Source organism: Streptomyces scabiei 87.22 (assembly GCF_000091305.1).
In the GTDB taxonomy this organism is placed as follows: domain Bacteria; phylum Actinomycetota; class Actinomycetes; order Streptomycetales; family Streptomycetaceae; genus Streptomyces; species Streptomyces scabiei.
In genome coordinates this window covers 7,760,484-7,775,024 of sequence record NC_013929.1, presented here as the reverse complement: position 1 = coordinate 7,775,024, position 14,541 = coordinate 7,760,484, and the positions used below count along the sequence as shown (strand labels likewise).

The 14,541-nt window shown below is 70.8% G+C and carries 18 protein-coding genes; 3 read left to right on the top strand and 15 right to left on the bottom strand.

Features of this window, described 5'->3' with window-relative positions:
- Positions 1-17: 17 nt before the first annotated feature.
- Positions 18-725: an antibiotic biosynthesis monooxygenase gene (locus SCAB_RS33580; RefSeq protein ID WP_013004564.1), complete on the bottom strand. Its 708-nt coding sequence runs from the start codon at positions 723-725 to the stop codon at positions 18-20.
- A 114-nt stretch (positions 726-839) separates the two neighbouring features.
- Here SCAB_RS33580 and SCAB_RS33575 point away from each other — a divergent pair, with 114 nt between their 5' ends.
- A complete protein-coding gene (locus SCAB_RS33575) occupies positions 840-1,937 on the top strand; it encodes a YihY/virulence factor BrkB family protein (RefSeq protein WP_013004563.1) in 1,098 nt (365 codons plus the stop codon).
- A 384-nt stretch (positions 1,938-2,321) separates the two neighbouring features.
- On the opposite strand, the gene SCAB_RS33570 is transcribed toward SCAB_RS33575, so the two are convergent.
- A complete protein-coding gene (locus SCAB_RS33570; RefSeq protein ID WP_013004562.1) occupies positions 2,322-2,600 on the bottom strand; it encodes a DUF3618 domain-containing protein in 279 nt (92 codons plus the stop codon).
- Complete coding sequence (locus SCAB_RS33565) at positions 2,597-3,058, bottom strand: phage holin family protein (protein WP_013004561.1); 462 nt, start codon at positions 3,056-3,058, stop codon at positions 2,597-2,599. The genes SCAB_RS33570 and SCAB_RS33565 overlap by 4 nt, the downstream gene beginning before the upstream one ends.
- 115 nt (positions 3,059-3,173) lie before the next feature.
- Between SCAB_RS33565 and dapA the strand changes: the two genes are divergently transcribed.
- Positions 3,174-4,157 (top strand): 4-hydroxy-tetrahydrodipicolinate synthase, encoded by a 984-nt coding sequence (gene dapA, locus SCAB_RS33560; RefSeq protein ID WP_078580230.1) that lies wholly within the window; start codon positions 3,174-3,176, stop codon positions 4,155-4,157.
- Positions 4,158-4,167: 10 nt separating this feature from the next.
- Here dapA and SCAB_RS33555 read toward each other — a convergent pair whose 3' ends face one another.
- The 6 genes from SCAB_RS33555 to SCAB_RS33530 all read right to left on the bottom strand — a co-directional run bounded on the left by SCAB_RS33555 (position 4,168) and on the right by SCAB_RS33530 (position 8,827).
- Positions 4,168-5,397, bottom strand: coding sequence for a hypothetical protein (locus SCAB_RS33555; RefSeq protein ID WP_013004559.1), 1,230 nt, complete (start codon positions 5,395-5,397; stop codon positions 4,168-4,170).
- On the bottom strand, positions 5,394-5,948 hold the full coding sequence (locus SCAB_RS33550) for a SigE family RNA polymerase sigma factor (RefSeq protein ID WP_013004558.1): 555 nt from the start codon (positions 5,946-5,948) through the stop codon (positions 5,394-5,396). Before SCAB_RS33550 ends, SCAB_RS33555 begins: the two co-directional genes overlap by 4 nt.
- Before the next feature lie 174 nt (positions 5,949-6,122).
- The gene (locus SCAB_RS33545; RefSeq protein ID WP_013004557.1) at positions 6,123-6,347 is read right to left on the bottom strand and encodes a hypothetical protein; all 225 of its coding nucleotides are present in this window, start codon (positions 6,345-6,347) and stop codon (positions 6,123-6,125) included.
- A 131-nt stretch (positions 6,348-6,478) separates the two neighbouring features.
- Positions 6,479-7,468 carry a 2,3,4,5-tetrahydropyridine-2,6-dicarboxylate N-succinyltransferase gene (gene dapD / locus SCAB_RS33540; protein ID WP_013004556.1) on the bottom strand — a complete coding sequence of 330 codons (990 nt, stop codon included), beginning with the start codon at positions 7,466-7,468 and terminating at the stop codon, positions 6,479-6,481.
- 502 nt (positions 7,469-7,970) lie between these two features.
- The gene (locus tag SCAB_RS33535; protein WP_013004554.1) at positions 7,971-8,507 is read right to left on the bottom strand and encodes a TetR/AcrR family transcriptional regulator; all 537 of its coding nucleotides are present in this window, start codon (positions 8,505-8,507) and stop codon (positions 7,971-7,973) included.
- Positions 8,507-8,827: a DMT family transporter gene (locus SCAB_RS33530; protein ID WP_013004553.1), complete on the bottom strand. Its 321-nt coding sequence runs from the start codon at positions 8,825-8,827 to the stop codon at positions 8,507-8,509. The genes SCAB_RS33535 and SCAB_RS33530 overlap by 1 nt, the downstream gene beginning before the upstream one ends.
- Before the next feature lie 349 nt (positions 8,828-9,176).
- On the opposite strand from SCAB_RS33530, the gene SCAB_RS33525 reads away from it, so the two are divergent.
- Positions 9,177-10,034, top strand: a complete 858-nt coding sequence (locus SCAB_RS33525) for an AbfB domain-containing protein (protein ID WP_013004552.1) — start codon at positions 9,177-9,179, stop codon at positions 10,032-10,034.
- 86 nt (positions 10,035-10,120) lie between these two features.
- On the opposite strand, the gene SCAB_RS33520 is transcribed toward SCAB_RS33525, so the two are convergent.
- Genes SCAB_RS33520 through sufD form a run of 6 tightly spaced genes read right to left on the bottom strand, consistent with a single transcriptional unit; the run spans position 10,121 to position 14,472 of the window.
- Complete coding sequence (locus tag SCAB_RS33520; protein ID WP_005477879.1) at positions 10,121-10,453, bottom strand: metal-sulfur cluster assembly factor; 333 nt, start codon at positions 10,451-10,453, stop codon at positions 10,121-10,123.
- Complete coding sequence (gene sufU / locus SCAB_RS33515) at positions 10,450-10,920, bottom strand: Fe-S cluster assembly sulfur transfer protein SufU (protein ID WP_013004551.1); 471 nt, start codon at positions 10,918-10,920, stop codon at positions 10,450-10,452. The genes SCAB_RS33520 and sufU overlap by 4 nt, the downstream gene beginning before the upstream one ends.
- A gap of 16 nt (positions 10,921-10,936) precedes the next feature.
- On the bottom strand, positions 10,937-12,193 hold the full coding sequence (locus SCAB_RS33510; protein WP_013004550.1) for a cysteine desulfurase: 1,257 nt from the start codon (positions 12,191-12,193) through the stop codon (positions 10,937-10,939).
- On the bottom strand, positions 12,190-12,954 hold the full coding sequence (sufC, locus tag SCAB_RS33505) for a Fe-S cluster assembly ATPase SufC (protein ID WP_013004549.1): 765 nt from the start codon (positions 12,952-12,954) through the stop codon (positions 12,190-12,192). Before sufC ends, SCAB_RS33510 begins: the two co-directional genes overlap by 4 nt.
- A 7-nt stretch (positions 12,955-12,961) precedes the next feature.
- Positions 12,962-13,282 (bottom strand): non-heme iron oxygenase ferredoxin subunit, encoded by a 321-nt coding sequence (locus SCAB_RS33500; protein ID WP_013004548.1) that lies wholly within the window; start codon positions 13,280-13,282, stop codon positions 12,962-12,964.
- Complete coding sequence (gene sufD / locus SCAB_RS33495; RefSeq protein WP_013004547.1) at positions 13,279-14,472, bottom strand: Fe-S cluster assembly protein SufD; 1,194 nt, start codon at positions 14,470-14,472, stop codon at positions 13,279-13,281. Before sufD ends, SCAB_RS33500 begins: the two co-directional genes overlap by 4 nt.
- Positions 14,473-14,541: the final 69 nt, after the last annotated feature.

The following is a 14,541-nucleotide window of genomic DNA, read 5'->3' as shown; positions in this document are numbered from 1 at the left end:
TCAGCCCGGAAGCCGTGTCAGCCCGGAAGGAGACCGAGGGCGTACGCGTACCGAGTGACCGTGCTGCTCCGCAGTCCGGGCCAGGTCTGCACGCGCTGCCAGTGCGCCGAGGGCGACCCGACGCCGTCACCGGGGGCCGCCATGGCATCGACGTGGTGCCGTGCGGTCTCCCACTCGGCGTAGTTGAGGACACGGGTGCCGTCGGTACCGAGGTGGAAGTGGGCGGAGATGCCGCCGGGATGCGGGTCGGGCTCGGCCGCCAGGGCCTGTTCGACGGCGTCCACCCAGGCACGCTGCCGCGCCGGATCCGGTCCCTCGAACGCGACGTCGACGATCACGACGCATCCCGGCACCCGCGCGGCCCGGTCGCCGCTCCCGGTGAGGCTGCGGTGGCGCCGGTAGCGCCCGAACCCCACCCGCTCGATGCCGGCCACGGCGGTGTCGACGGCGTCGTCGCGCTCCTGCCGGCGCGTCCGTGCGAAGGACTCGTAGGCCGCCTCGTCGGTCCACTGGGAGTAGTGCAGCAGGCCGGAGCCGTCCTCCGCCGTGTAGACGAAATGGCCCAGCAGCCCGTCGGAGGGCCAGGGGCGGCGCTGCCAGGTGTCGGCGACGGCCTCGACGGTCAGCCGCTGCCGCTCGGGCGTACCCACCTGCCACGTGCTGAAGAAGGACGCCCCGACGTCGGGGCGGTCGAGGTCGGGATGGAGGTTCGTACGACGGGTCATGCCAGGCTCCCCTGATCGGCGCTCGGTGTGTGCGCACCGACCACCTTTCAACCTCGACCATGATTCAGGTCAACTCCGCGATTCGGGCCCCGGTTTCGGGAGACCCGCCCGGTCATGGACGAGAAGCGGCCCGAGGCCGAGCGGGTGGGGACGGAACCGGATTCCGGGGCGAAGGACGGGACGAGGGCCGGGGCCGGGGCGGAGGAGGGCACCGGCGTGGACGGCCCCACCGGGCTGCCGAAACGGTCGTGGTGGGCGGTGGTGCGGCGCACGGCCAAGGAGTTCCAGGACGATGAACTCTCCGACCGGGCCGCCGCGTTGACGTACTACGGCGTCCTGTCGCTGTTCCCCGCGATCCTGGTGCTGGTGTCGATGCTGGGCGTCGTCGGGCAGCGCGCGACCGACAGGATCCTGGACAACATCGGCGACCTGGCGCCCGGCCCGGCGCGGGACATCCTGCGCGACGCGGTGGTCCAGTTGAGCGACAGCGGCGGCACGGGCGGACTGCTGGCGATCGTCGGCCTGCTGGCGGCGGTGTGGTCGGCGTCGGGGTACGTGGCCGCGTTCATCCGTACGTCCAACGCCGTGTACGACCTGCCGGAGGGCCGGCCTGCGTGGAAGGTGACGCCGCTGCGGATCGGCCTGACCCTGGTGCTGATGGTGATGCTGGCGGCGAGCGCGCTGATCGTGGTGTTCACCGGCCCGCTGGCCGAGCGCGCGGGTACGACGATCGGGCTCGGCGGCGCGGCGATCGCGGTGTGGAACATCGCGAAGTGGCCGGTGCTGCTGGTGCTGGTGACGCTGATGATCGCGCTGCTGTACTGGGCGGCGCCCAACGTCCGCGGCCGGGGCTTCCGCTGGGTCAGCCCCGGCGGCATCGTGGCCACGCTGATCTGGCTCGCCGCGTCCGCCGGTTTCGCCGTCTACGCCGCCAACTTCGGCTCCTACAACAAGACGTACGGCACCCTCGCCGGTGCCGTGGTCTTCCTCATCTGGCTCTGGCTCACCAACCTGGCGATCCTGCTGGGCCTCGAATTCGACGCGGAACTCTCGCGCGAGCGGGCCATCGCCGAGGGCCGCTCCGCCACCGACGAGCCGTACGTGGAACCCCGGGACACCCGCAAGTGGCCCTCCCGGCTGCGGGCCCTGCGAGAGGCCCGCGCCAGGACGGACACGGCCCCGAGGGGCCGGGACCCGCTGACGAAGGGCTGAACCCGGGAGTCCCCCACCCGCGGCCGGGGAATCGGCCGCGGGTGGGGTACGGGCTTCGGGAGGCCGATCCCGGACGCGCCGGGCCATGGCCGGCGGGCGGAACCACGCGGCCGGGTGGCAGCTGTCCCCAACGACTGTGCGATGCCGGATGCCGGGCGGTAGCCGACCGCCGTGAACATGGGGCGCCAGGTGTGGCCGATCCCGCCGACGTCGAACACCGATCGGCCGTCCGCCCCTGGCCCCGCGCACACGAACCGGGCCGCCCGCGGCTGCCGCGCGCGGACAGGCCGATGATCCCCCTGGCTCCCTCCGAGCCCCTCCCCCACCCGTCGAGCGGCCCTCGCGTGCGCCGGGACGACGACCCCGCGCGCCTTCCTGACGGTGCTAGCGGTGGTGGCGCCAGACCAGCACTCCCACCGTGGCCACGGCGACACCCGCCCCGCCCACGATCAGCATCTCCCGGGGCACCCGCTCCCACGCCGAGTGGGCCTTCGCCCGCACATCGGCCTGGGCCGCGTGCACCCTGGCCTTCACGTCCGCCTTGGCGGCCAGTTCCTCGACCGTGTCGCCGAGCTGCGCCCGGGTCTGCTCGATCTGCCGCCGGAGTTCGTCGGGACCCTTCGCACCCACCGCACCGTCGGTGCTGCTCGATGCCTGTGTCATCGCCGGGCCCTCCCCTTGATCTCGTCCACGTCCGCCTTCACGCTGTCCATGGCCCGCTCCGGCCTGGGCGGGGTGGCCCGGCGCAGCTGTGCACGGCCGAGCGCGGCCAGCACGCCCGCGATCACGAACAGCACGGCCATGACGATGAGCGCGGCGGCCCACACGTCCAGCACCAGGGAGAGCGCCACGACCGCGGCGGCGGCGAGGGTCATGAACCCCACATAGGCGACCGCGCCGGCCGCGCCGAGCAGTCCGCCGCCGCGCCCGGCGCGCCGCCCCTTCTCGGCCAGCTCCTCCTTGGCGAGGGCGACCTCCTGTCGTACGAGCAGGGAGAGCTGTTCGGTGGCCTGCCCGACCAGCTCGCCCACGGAGTGGTGGTCGTGTTCGCCCGGCCCCGGACGCGCGGATCGCGCGGAGCGCACGAATCGCGTGGGCCTGGTCTCGGTGGTCCCGGTCACGGTGTCGCCTCCTCACACATCGGGACGCCCCGAGTACCCGCCCCGCCCCCCGCTACCCCTGCGACATCACTCCATCCTCGTAGCAGTACTTCCACACATCTTGTAGAAAATTTAAGTGGAGCTTCACAATGGAGCCCCCGAGACTACCCGTATGACCCGCACCCGTACTCACCCGCACGCCCACGCCCACGGCCCCACGCCCGCCTCCGTGGCGCGCTCCGCCCCCTTCGGTCGCGCCCTCTGCGCGATGATCACGCCTTTCACCCCCTCCGGCGCACTCGACCTGGACGGAGCCCAGCGGCTGGCCGACCGGCTGGTGGCCGAGGGATGCGACGGGCTGGTGCTCTCCGGCACCACGGGCGAGTCTCCGACGACGACGGACGCGGAGAAGACGGACCTGATCCGGGCCGTGCGCGGGGCGGTGGGCGACCGCGCCGTGATCGTGGCCGGGGTGGGCACCGCCGACACCCGGCACACCGTGGAACTGGCGCTGGCGGCCGAGAAGGCGGGCGCGGACGGTCTGCTGGCGGTCACGCCGTACTACAGCACGCCCCCGCAGGACGCGGTCGAGGCACATTTCCTGGAACTCGCCGACGCCTCGGGGCTGCCCGTCGCCCTGTACGACATCCCCGGCCGCACCGGCACCCGCATCGCCCCGGAGACCATGATCCGCCTGGCGGACCATCCGAGGATCGTGGCGGTGAAGGACTGCGCGTACGACCTCCTGGGCACCCAGAAGGTGCTGGCGCGGACGGAGCTGGCGTACTACACGGGCTGCGACGAGTACGTCCTCGCCCTGTACGCGCTCGGCGGGTCCGGTTATGTGAGCACGGTGGCGAACGCGGTCCCGCGCCAGGTCCGGGCGGTGATCGACGCGTTCGACGCGGGCGACACCGCAGGGGCGGCCCGGCTCCAGCGGCGCGCCGTCCCGCTCATCGAGCTGATGATGGCCTCGGGCCTGCCCGGCACGGTCACGGCCAAGGCGCTCCTGGGACGGCTCGGCCTGCCCGCCGGCCCGGTCCGCGCACCACTGCGGCCCGCCGGTCAGGAGACGACCGACGGGCTGCTGGCGGCGTACGAACGAGTGGTGGCCGGCTGAGGGCGGACGGTCAGCGGGTGGCGAAGACCGGGTTCCAGCGACCGGGAGCCCCGTCGTTGCCCTTGAGGGCTCCGCTGAGCCTGAGCGTCGTGTCGCTGCCGATGGTGACGAGCACCAAGGCGCTGTGGAACTCGTTGTCGCCGGGCTTGATGTCCCAGGCGATGAGCCGCTCGTTGTCGACCCAGGTGAGCAACTGCTGTCCACGAACCTTGTGGAGCCGCTTGCCGGTGTAGGGGTCGATGATCTCGGAGCCGGTCGTCCTGGCGCCGCCGGCGAACCTACCGGCCGCGAGCTTGCCGTCCGGGGAGAGCCGTGCCTGCACCGACCAGGTCAGGTACTTCTCGTTCGCCGGCTTGGCCACCTTGTTGCCCTGGAAGTCGTAGTACTGGTCGTGCGGCTCCACGGCGAGCCCTGACCGGACCAGCGTGCCGTCGCCGCTGAAGGAGAAGTCCTGACGGGAGTTGACGATCGCCAGCTCATCGTCCTTCTCCGGTGGGGTCTCGCTCCACTTGGTCCGGCCGGAGTCGACATCGACGAGGTAGAAGCCGGTCCGGTACGACTCGGAGAACTGGGGCACGAAGTCGTTCTTCTTGCCGTCGCCGTCGACGTCGTTGGACGCTTTGGTCAGCTCATCAGGGTTCTTGCTGTAGGTGGTGGCGACCAGCCTGGCGCCGTCGGACGAGAACGAGACGGCCGCTACACCCCGATCGACGGAAATCCAGCGCTCGATGTCACCGGTGAGCAGGTCGAGGAGCCCGATCCGCCGGGCGGGCAGGTCCTTCTCCAGGACGGCGGCGGTCCGCATGCCGGGGGCGACCGAGATTTGGGACCAGCGGGTGTCCTTGACGTACTTGCCGGTCTCCTGGTCGAGGATGTGGTAGGCGCGCGTGCGGACCGCGGTGTCCTTCGAGGTCTTGACGGTGTCGAGGGTGTAGTAGCCGGCCAGCGCCACGTCCCCCGCCGCGATCAGATCGCGCGGCGGCGACTGGTCGGGGTGGGCGATGATGTCGCTCCGGTTCATCTCGGTGGCGAGCCGCACCTCGTGCTTGCCGGAGTCCAGCAGGGGGACGGCCACCGCGACGGCGACCACGGCGGCGGTGGCCGCGGCGACGGTCGCGATCGACCGGTTGCGGCGGCGGCGCCGGGCGGTCAGGACCCGGTCGGCGAAACCGGGCCCCAGGGGCGGCTGTTCGGCGGCCTGCTCCCGCAGGGAGTCGCGCACCAGTTCGTCGACGTTCACGGACGCACCTCCACGGGTGAGAAGTCACGGGTCGGGGTCTGCTCGGCCGCGGCGGGCCCGAGCATGCCCAGTTCGGGCGCGAGTTCACGCAGCCGGGCGAGCGAGCGGTGGGTCGTGGACCGGACGGTCCCGACGGAACACCCGAGGATCCGGGCCACCTCTCCCTCGGGCAGGTCCTCGAAGTAGCGGAGGACGAGCACGGTCCGCTGCCGGGCGGTGAGCCGGGCCAGTGCCCCGCGCATCACGAGCCGCAGCTCCACCCCGGCCGCCCCGTCGGCGGCGCCGCTCTCGGGCGGCTCGGCGACGGTCAGCTCCCGGCGCCGCCACTTCAGCCGCCATCGGCTGACCTGCTGCCGGTAGAGGATCCGCCGTACGTACGCCTCCGGCTCGTCGATGCGCTGCCAGCGCCCGGCCGCCTTGATCAGCGCGTTCTGCAGCAGATCCTCGCCGGCGTGCCGGTCCCCGCCGCTCAGCAGCACGGCGGTCTTCAGCAGAGCCGACGACCGCCCTGCCACGAATTCCCGGAAACTCTCCTGCCCTGCGGCATCCATCGTCACCTTCTCTTCCCCGGCGGGCCCCGTGTCCCGCCCCTGTGCCCCTAGTGACGCGCGGACCCGCACCCGGCTATGCCGCCCCGGGGAAGAAAGTCGTGCGGGCACCGAGAACGGCACCGGGCCCGTACGCGCATCTGCGCGTACGGGCCCGGATCCCCGACGACGGCCGGGTCAGCCCCAGCGGTACCCGTCACCGAACAGCAGGGTGTGCTCCAGCACGTCCTCCATCGGGTCGTCGACCTGGCCGACGTTGACGAGCCCGATGCGGGGGCCGTTGTGCGAGGAGGTGTTGCTCTCGTCCGCGTGCGCGGCCCCGGCCGGAAGCCAGCACAGCGTCGCCCCGGCCAGCACCCCCGTGACCACGCGCGCCGCGCTCCTCACCCGGTCGTTCCTCATCCCTCGGCCCCTCATCTCGTCGGCCCCTCATTTCGTCGGCTCGGCAGCTGATCGGACTCCGTGTCCGCCCGTTCATCTGCCGAAACAGCCGGAAGGTCACGCCGAGTAACCCGTACGTGGGGCCGTGGGGGTCAGTTGTGGCTGTGCAGGATCTCGTTCAGGCCGCCCCAGACCGCGTTGTTCGGGCGGGCCTCGACCGTGCCGGTGACGGAGTTGCGGCGGAAGAGGATGTTCGAGGCGCCGGAGAGGTCGCGGGCCTTGACGACCTGTCCGTCGGGCATGGTGACGCGGGTGCCGGCGGTGACGTAGAGGCCGGCCTCGACGACGCACTCGTCGCCCAGCGCGATGCCCACGCCCGCCTCGGCGCCGATCAGGCAGCGCTCGCCGATGGCGATGATGACGTTGCCGCCGCCGGAGAGCGTGCCCATGGTGGAGGCGCCGCCGCCGATGTCCGAGCCGTCACCGACGACGACTCCGGCGGAGATCCGGCCCTCGACCATGGACGTGCCGAGGGTGCCCGCGTTGAAGTTGACGAAGCCCTCGTGCATGACCGTGGTGCCCTCGGCGAGGTGCGCGCCGAGACGGACACGGTCGGCGTCGGCGATCCGGACGCCCTTGGGGGCGACGTAGTCCGTCATGCGCGGGAACTTGTCGATCGAGGTGACCTGGAGGTGCAGGCCCTCGGCGCGGGCGTTGAGGCGCACCTTCTCGATGTCGTCGACGGCGACCGGGCCGAGCGAGGTCCAGGCGACGTTGGCGAGAAGACCGAAGACGCCGTCCAGGCTCTGGCCGTGCGGCTTCACCAGCCGGTGGGAGAGCAGGTGGAGGCGCAGGTAGGCGTCGTGCGTGTCGAGCGGCTTCTCGTCGAGCGAGGAGATGACCGTGCGGACCGCGACGACCTCGACGCCCCGGCGCGCGTCCTGACCGAGCGCGGCGGTCGCGCCGCCGCCCAGCAGCTCCGCGGCCCGCTCGGCGGTCAGCCGCTCGGTGCCGGAGGGGCCCGGCTCGGCGGCCAGCTCGGGCGCGGGGAACCAGGTGTCGAGAACGGTGCCGTCGGCGGCGATCGTGGCGAGGCCGGCGGCCACGGCGCCGGTGGAGCGGGGAGCAGTCGTGTCGGTCATGAGGGCAACCTAACCGCCCGGAGGCGGTACGGGCCAACCCATGGCACGGCCGTCTCAGGGGCCGGGCACTTTACGGACATACGGTGCCGGCCGGCACCCCGACCGCGCGGGAAGGCGAGGCACCGGCGGCCCGCCGGCCCCGTGAGCGGGCCGCACGGAGACGAGAGGACGAGGTCGTGTGCGCCGGGCCCGTCCCCGACGACGCCGACCGATGACCGCGGCCGGTCGCCGGCGGCTGCGGCCTGCGGCAGACGGCCCGCGACTGCAGCAGACGGCAGACGGCCAGCGGCTGCGACTGACGGCAGACAGCAGACAGCAGACGGCCAGGGACTGCGACTGACGGCAGACAGCAGACAGCAGACAGCCAGGGACTGCGACTGCGGCTGCGGCTGACGACCAGCGGTTCACGACCGACGACCACACCGCCTCTGCCGCCCGTCGCCCCTCTCCGCCAAGACTCCCCGCCCACCGAGAACCCGGCACGGCCGGCGACGCCGGTCGCTCAGGGAATCACCCGCGCCAGTACCTCCCGCGCGTACTCCTCGTCGTAGGGCGCCCCCGTCAGCAGGACCTGCAGACAGATGCCGTCGACCAGGGCGACCAGAGCCCGCGCGGTCACCGGGTCCGTGCGGTCGGCAAGGCAGTCGGCGAAGGCGCGGCCCCATTCGTCGGCGACGGGGCGCAGCGCGGGCCGGCGCAGCGCGGCGAGGTACAGCTCGTACTCCACCTCCAGGCCCGTCCGGTCGCCGGTGAACCATTCGCCGCCCAGCGCGGCCAGTTCGGCGGCGAGGTCGGTGCCGGGGTCCCGCAGGGCCTCGCGCGCCGCGACGCTCTTCGCGAAGCGCTCGTTGGCCTGGCGCAGGGCGGCGACCATCAGGTCGTCGAGGGTCTTGAAGTGGTACGTGGTCGAGCCGAGCGGCACGTCCGCCTCGGCGGCCGCGCTCCGGTGGCTCAGCCCGGCGATACCCCGCTCCGCGACGACCCGGATCGCCGCGTCGATGATCCGCTGCCGCCGCTCGGGGTCGTAACGCCGGGCCATCAGTGGGCGCCTCCCAGGTTCAGCACCACGACTCCCGCGACGATCAGCACGATCCCGGCGACCTTGGCGACGCTCAGATGCTCCCCGAAGAGCATCAGCCCGAGCGCGGCGACGGCCGCGGTGCCGACGCCGGACCAGATCGCGTACGCCGTGCCGATGGACATCGACTTCAGCGCCTGGGCGAGCAGAACGAAGGAGACGAGGTACCCCACACCGGTCACCACCGACGGCCACAACTTGCTGAAGCCCTCGCTGTACTTCATGGCGGTGGTGGCGGCCACCTCGGCGGCTATGGCGCCGACGAGCAACAGATATCCCATGTGTACGAGCGTACACATCATATGTACGGTTGTACACATCGGGTGTACAGGCGTGCTTATGGGCGGAATTGGCCGCCGGCAAGGCTCAAGAGCCCCTCGTTTCGGGGCCGTTCCGTTATGGAAGCGCTCACTGAAAGGGCTCCCCGCACATCACTTGGTGAACTACTGTTTCAACGGTCAATCTCCCGGATGCGTGACGACCGCCAGGGTTTGCACACACCGGTGACACGTACCACCCTCCCTGATCCGCATGACGAATTTGCGTCCGCCTGTGGCGACGCCGAGGGAACCGCGCATGCCGCCGACTAAGCCCGGACCAGATCCGGACCAGACCCCGCCCAGCCTTCCGATGCTCAGATCCGCGAAGGTGTGGGAGACCGGGGTCGCCCCGAACGACACCCGCATACCGGGCACCCGCCGCCTCTGGCTGGCCGGTGCCCTCGCTCTCGCCGTGGTCTCCTCCTGCGTAACGGCGATCACCCTGCAGGGCTCGGGGCCTGACGACTCGTCGGAGAAGAACGGCCGCACCACCGCCGCCGACGACCGCGTCCCCACCGTGTCCCTCCCGCCCACGTCGCCCGCCGCGACCTCGGCGCCGGACGGCAAGAGCGGTCTGTCGGAGCCGCAGGGCGCCGACGGCGACGGCAAGAAGGACGCCGACGGGAAGGACAAGAAGGGGGGGAGCAAGGACAAGGGCAAGGACGACAAGGAACCCGACACGTCGGAGAGCCAGCAGGGCGGGGCGAAGTCCCCGAAGCCCACCAAGAAGCCGAGCGCCACCACCCGCCTGAAGTCCGTGCAGTCCGCCTCCTTCCGGGACCGGTACTGGCACCTGCGCGACGGCATGATCCAGCTGGACCAGGTGAGCAGCAGCAGCGACCGCTGGACCCGGCAGGACTCCTCCTTCACGGTCGTCTCCGGCCTCGCGAAGTCCTCCTGCTACTCCTTCCGTCTGAAGGACGGCCGCTACGCGCGGCACCAGAACTTCGTGCTGCGCGCGTCCCAGGACGACGGCTCCCAGCTCTTCAAGCAGGACGCCACCTTCTGCCCCCGCAACGAGCAGACGGACGTGGTCGGGCTGGAGTCGGTGAACTACCCCAACCACTTCATCCGCGTCCGCTACAACCAGCTCCGGCTGGAGCGCTACGAGCACAACCAGCAGTACTGGATGGAGACCGGCTTCCGGCTGGTCAAGGGACTGGCCTGAGCGGCCGGTCCAGCGCGCGGACAGGGGTGTGGCCCCCGGCGAATGTCTCATTCGCCGGGGGCCACACCCCTGTCACGGACCGGATCTCAGACGTTGAACCCGAGCGCCCTCAGCTGCTCACGGCCGTCGTCGGTGATCTTGTCGGGGCCCCACGGGGGCATCCAGACCCAGTTGATGCGGAGTTCGTTGACGATGCCGTCCGTCGCGGACTTGGCCTGGTCCTCGATGACGTCCGTCAGCGGGCAGGCCGCCGAGGTCAGGGTCATGTCGATCGTCGCGATGTTCGCGTCGTCGATGTGAATGCCGTAGATGAGGCCGAGGTTGACGACGTCGATGCCCAGCTCGGGGTCGACGACGTCGTACAGGGCCTCGCGGACCTCCTCCTCGGAGGCCGGCTTCATCTCCAGGGTCTCGCTCATGCCGTCTTCCTTTCGACGTCGGCGTCGGCGCCCAGCGCCTGGGCCGTCGCGTCCTTCCACGCCATCCAGCTCAGGAGGGCGCACTTGACCCGGGCGGGGTACTTGGAGACACCGGCGAACGCGACCGCGTCCTCCAGCACCTCCTCCATCGCGTCGTCCGGCTCGATCTTCCCCTTGGACTGCATCAGCTCCAGGAAGGTCTCCTGGATCTTCCGCGCGTCGACAAGGTCCTTGCCGACCAGGAGGTCGTTCAGCACGGAGGCCGACGCCTGGCTGATCGAACAGCCCTGGCCCTCGTACGACACGTCCTGAACCGTGGTGCCGTCGTACTTCACTCGCAGGGTGATCTCGTCGCCGCACGTCGGGTTCACGTGGTGCACCTCGGCGTCACCGTCCCGCAAGCCCCGGCCGTGCGGGTGCTTGTAGTGGTCCAGGATGACTTCCTGGTACATCGAGTCCAGCTTCATGCGATCGCTCGTCCCCTCAGCCGAAGAAGTTCCGTACGTGCTCCAGGCCGTCGACGAGGGTGTCGATCTCGGCCGGGGTGGAGTACAGATAGAACGACGCCCGGGTGGTCGCGGGAATTCCGTAGCGCAGGCAGACGGGACGGGCACAGTGATGACCGACCCGGACCGCGATGCCCTGCTCGTCGAGAACCTGGCCCACGTCGTGCGGGTGGATGTCGCCGAGCGTGAAGGAGATCGCCGCGCCCCGGTCCTCGGCCGTGGCCGGGCCGATGATCCGGAGGTCCGGGACCTCCGTCAGCCGCTTCACCGCGTACTCGGTGATCGCGTGCTCGTGGGCGAGGATCTTGTCCATGCCGATCGCGTTCAGGTAGTCGATCGCCGCTCCCAGTCCGACCGCCTGCGCGATCGGCGGGGTGCCCGCCTCGAACTTGTGCGGGGCGGGGGCGTACGTCGACGAGTGCATCGACACCGTCTCGATCATCTCGCCGCCGCCGAGGAACGGAGGCAGATCCTCCAGCAGCTCCTGGCGGCCCCAGAGCACACCGATGCCCGTCGGAGCGCACATCTTGTGGCCGGTGAAGGCCACGAAGTCGGCCTGGAGGGCCTGGACGTCCAGCGGCATGTGCGGCGCGGCCTGCGAGGCGTCGATGCAGACCAGGGCGCCGACCTCCTGCGCCCGGCGCACTATCGCCTCGACGGGGTTGACCGTGCCGAGGATGTTGGACACCAGCACGAAGGAGACGATCTTCGTCTTCTCCGTGATGATCTCGTCGATGTTGGAGAGGTCGAGGCGGCCGTCGTCGGTCAGCCCGAACCACTTCAGCTTCGCGCCCGTGCGCTGCGAGAGCAGCTGCCACGGCACGATGTTGGAGTGGTGCTCCATCTCCGTGATGACGATCTCGGTCTCGGAGTCCACCCGGTAGGGCTCGTCGGCCCAGCCGAGCATGTTGGCCACGAGGTTGAGCGACTCGGAGGCGTTCTTGGTGAAGATCACCTCGTCGCGGCTGGGCGCGTTGATGAACGCGGCCGCCTTGTCGCGCGCGCCCTCGTACAGCGCCGTGGCCTCCTCGGCGAGCACATGCACACCGCGGTGGACGTTGGCGTTGTAGCGCTCGTAGTACTCGCTCAGGGCGTCCAGCACCTGGCGCGGCTTCTGCGAGGTCGCCGCGTTGTCCAGGTACACGAGCTTCTTACCGTCGTGGACCTGGCGGTCCAGGATGGGGAAGTCCTTGCGGATCGCCTCGGTGTCGAGGAGGCCCGGCAGCTGTGTCACGCGGATGCGCCACCCTTCACGTACTTGTCGTAGCCCTCGGCCTCGAGCTGGTCCGCGAGCTCCGCGCCGCCGGACTCGGCGATACGGCCGTTCGCGAACACGTGCACGTGGTCGGGCTTGATGTAGCGCAGGATGCGCGTGTAGTGGGTGATCAGCAGGGTGCCGACCTCGCCGGACTCGCGGACGCGGTTGACGCCCTCGGAGACGATGCGCAGCGCGTCGACGTCCAGACCGGAGTCCGTCTCGTCGAGGATCGCGATCTTCGGCTTGAGCAGCTCCAGCTGGAGGATCTCGTGGCGCTTCTTCTCACCGCCGGAGAAGCCCTCGTTGACGTTGCGCTCGGCGAAGGCGGGGTCCATGTTGAGGCGCTGCATGGCCTCCTTGACCTCCTTGACCCACAGGCGGAGCTTGGGGGCCTCGCCGCGGATGGCGGTGGCGGAGGTGCGCAGGAAGTTGGAGACCGAGACGCCGGGGATCTCGACCGGGTACTGCATCGCCAGGAACAGGCCCGCGCGGGCGCGCTCGTCGACGGACATCTCCAGGACGTCCTCGCCGTCGAGGGTGACGGTGCCGCCGGTGATCGTGTACTTCGGGTGACCCGCGAGGGAGTAGGCGAGCGTCGACTTGCCGGAGCCGTTGGGGCCCATGATGGCGTGCGTCTCGCCCTGCTTCACGGTGAGGTCGACGCCCTTGAGGATCTCCTTCGTGGCGTTGTCGGCCTCGACGGTGACGTGCAGGTCGTGGATTTCAAGCGTTGCCATGGGTGCCTCAGGACTCCTGGGAGAGGGAGACGAGCACGTCGTCCCCTTCGATCTTTACGGGGTATACGGGAACAGGGCGCGTCGCGGGAAGGCCGGACGGCTTGCCGGTTCTGAGGTCGAACGCGGAGCCGTGCAGCCAGCACTCGATCTGGCAGTCCTCCACCTCGCCCTCGGAGAGCGAGACGTTCGCGTGGGAGCAGATGTCGTGGATGGCGAACACCTCGCCCTCGGTCCGTACGACCGAGACCGGCGTGCCGTCGAGTTCCACCCGCTTCGGGGTGTCCTCCTCCAGCTCGCTCAGCCCGCAGGCGCGTACGTAGGTGGTCATCGGCCGGATCCAGTCACAGTCTCCAGCTCCTCGTCGATCTTCGCGAGGAGGCGGTCCTGGATGTCGTCGACGCCGATCTGCTGGACCAGCTCGGCGAAGAAGCCGCGGACGACGAGGCGCCGGGCCTCGTCGGCCGGGATGCCGCGGGCCATCAGGTAGAAGAGCTGCTCGTCGTCGAAGCGGCCGGTCGCGGAGGCGTGGCCGGCGCCGACGATCTCACCGGTCTCGATCTCCAGGTTCGGCACCGAGTCGACCCGTGCGCCGTCCGTGAGGACCAGGTTCCGGTTCATCTCGTAGGTGTCGGTGCCCTCGGCCTTGGCCTCGATGAGCACGTCGCCGATCCAGACGGCGTGGGCGCCCTCGCCCTGGAGCGCGCCCTTGTAGACGACGTTCGACTTGCAGTGCGGGACGTTGTGGTCGACCAGGAGGCGGTGCTCCTGGTGCTGGCCGGCGTCCGTGAAGTACAGCCCGAACAGCTCGGCCTCGCCGCCGGTGCCGGCGTAGGACACGCGCGGGTGGAGACGGACGACGTCGCCGCCGAAGGTGACGACGACCGACTTGAAGCTCGCGTCCCGGCCGACGAGGGCGTTGTGCTGGGCCACGTGCACGGCCTTGTCGTCCCAGTCCTGGACGGAGACGACGGTCAGCTTGGCGCCGTCACCGAGGACGTAGTCGACGTTGGCCGCGAGGACGGCGTCACCGGTGTGGTCGATGACCACGACGGCCTCGGCGAAGGCGCCCAGCTCGATCACCTGGTGGGCGAAGGCGGTGCCGCCCTCGCCGTGCACGGCGATCCGGATCGGCTCGGTGAGGACCGTCTCCTTGGGGACGGTGATCACGCCGGCCCTCTCGAACGCCGAGTAGGCCTGGGCGGCGACGCGGTCCACGGGGGTGCCCGCCCTGCCGAGGCGCGCGTCGTCGCGGCCGACGCCCTCGACGGTGACGCCCTCGGGGGCCTGCACGTCGACCTTCAGGCCGCCGTCGCTCGCGACGGCGGTGCCGTCGTGCAGCCCGCGCAGCCGCTCCAGCGGAGTGAACCGCCACTCCTCCTCGCGGCCGTGCGGGACCGGGAAGTCCGCCACGTCGAAGGACGGGGGCGCGCTCATGCGCGTGGCGACGGTGGACTCTGCGGCCACCGCGATCTGGCCGGCGGTGGTGGAGCCCACCGGGATGTTCTGAGCCTCAGCCATGGCTGTCGGTCTGCTCTCTTCCTACGTTTCGAACGTCGGCCCGCCCGGGGAGGCGGGCCGCTAGCCGCT

Bases quoted from the DNA above. Each gene is read 5' to 3' on its own strand.
- SCAB_RS33535 (WP_013004554.1), bottom strand. From the start codon at position 8,507: ATGGCCCGGCGTTACGACCCCGAGCGGCGGCAGCGGATCATCGACGCG.
- SCAB_RS33545 (WP_013004557.1), bottom strand. From the start codon at position 6,347: ATGAGGAACGACCGGGTGAGGAGCGCGGCGCGCGTGGTCACGGGGGTG.
- SCAB_RS33580 (WP_013004564.1), bottom strand. From the start codon at position 725: ATGACCCGTCGTACGAACCTCCATCCCGACCTCGACCGCCCCGACGTC.
- SCAB_RS33570 (WP_013004562.1), bottom strand. From the start codon at position 2,600: ATGACACAGGCATCGAGCAGCACCGACGGTGCGGTGGGTGCGAAGGGT.
- sufD (WP_013004547.1), bottom strand. From the start codon at position 14,472: ATGGCTGAGGCTCAGAACATCCCGGTGGGCTCCACCACCGCCGGCCAG.
- sufU (WP_013004551.1), bottom strand. From the start codon at position 10,920: ATGAAGCTGGACTCGATGTACCAGGAAGTCATCCTGGACCACTACAAG.
- SCAB_RS33525 (WP_013004552.1), top strand. From the start codon at position 9,177: ATGCTCAGATCCGCGAAGGTGTGGGAGACCGGGGTCGCCCCGAACGAC.
- SCAB_RS33575 (WP_013004563.1), top strand. From the start codon at position 840: ATGGACGAGAAGCGGCCCGAGGCCGAGCGGGTGGGGACGGAACCGGAT.
- sufC (WP_013004549.1), bottom strand. From the start codon at position 12,954: ATGGCAACGCTTGAAATCCACGACCTGCACGTCACCGTCGAGGCCGAC.
- SCAB_RS33550 (WP_013004558.1), bottom strand. From the start codon at position 5,948: ATGGATGCCGCAGGGCAGGAGAGTTTCCGGGAATTCGTGGCAGGGCGG.
- SCAB_RS33500 (WP_013004548.1), bottom strand. From the start codon at position 13,282: ATGACCACCTACGTACGCGCCTGCGGGCTGAGCGAGCTGGAGGAGGAC.
- SCAB_RS33530 (WP_013004553.1), bottom strand. From the start codon at position 8,827: ATGGGATATCTGTTGCTCGTCGGCGCCATAGCCGCCGAGGTGGCCGCC.
- SCAB_RS33520 (WP_005477879.1), bottom strand. From the start codon at position 10,453: ATGAGCGAGACCCTGGAGATGAAGCCGGCCTCCGAGGAGGAGGTCCGC.
- dapD (WP_013004556.1), bottom strand. From the start codon at position 7,468: ATGACCGACACGACTGCTCCCCGCTCCACCGGCGCCGTGGCCGCCGGC.